The organism is Citrobacter sp. TBCS-14 (assembly GCF_005280805.1).
GTDB lineage: Bacteria > Pseudomonadota > Gammaproteobacteria > Enterobacterales > Enterobacteriaceae > Citrobacter > Citrobacter gillenii.
Window position 1 is genome coordinate 1 of sequence record NZ_SZWM01000866.1, and the last position, 862, is coordinate 862.

The 862-nt window shown below is 50.7% G+C and carries 1 protein-coding gene; it reads right to left on the minus strand.

All coding sequences use genetic code 11. From position 1 onward, the window contains the following. On the minus strand, nt 1–862 hold an 862-nt coding region (locus FDX22_RS21770; protein WP_146717761.1), incomplete at both ends, for an autotransporter outer membrane beta-barrel domain-containing protein.

The window sequence follows — 862 nt, forward strand, 5'->3', positions numbered from 1 at the left end:
AAGCTGAACTGAGTACCCAGTCCAACACGTACCGCAGAACCTTCTACGCCGTTGTCGATAGAGTCACCGTTTACGTCAGCATCGTTATTAGAATCGTCGTAAACGTAGGCCAGTTTGAAGTACGGGGTCAGCGCCTGGTCGTCGCTGTAGGCGAAGGTATAACCTGCATCTACACCCAGTTCATAACGCATGCTGTCATAAGACTGACCGTCAACTTTCATGTCGTTGCTCAGCTTATAGTCATCACCAGACTGGAACAGACCGGATACGCTACCGTAAGGCGTCACGTAACCTGCGTCACCCAGTTTCAGGTCATAACCCAGTTTCAGACCGAAGCCCCAGGCATCAGAAGCACTGCTACCGTCAACGTACTGACCGTTGCTCATGTTAGCAGACAGATCGTTATTGAAGTGGGAGTAGCTTAAGTTACCGTCAACAAAGATGTTGTTGGCAAAGTGAGCAGAAGAGTAGATATAGGCAGTCTGGCTGTCCTGATCCACCTGACCGGTACGATCGCTCATATCACCTTTCGCGAAGCCTGCTGCTGCACCGACAATCCACTTGGCGTTGTTACCATCAATTTTGGAATCAACACCGACCATGATGCCGTTAACATCCTGATCGTAGTTGATGGTGCCGTTATCCGCATCGAAGCTACCACCGAAGTAGCTTACCCATGCGCCACCGTTATCAACCAGACCATGACGTGCGTTAGTCAGACGAGTACCAACGGTGTCTTGTTCCAGGTTCCAGATATTGGTGTTAGCAGACGGGATGCTCAGAGCCATATTTGCGTAGTCGGTCAGCTCCATCTGCTGCAGAACAACGGTGTTACCCTGCTGCTGCGCCTGATAGGTGTAAG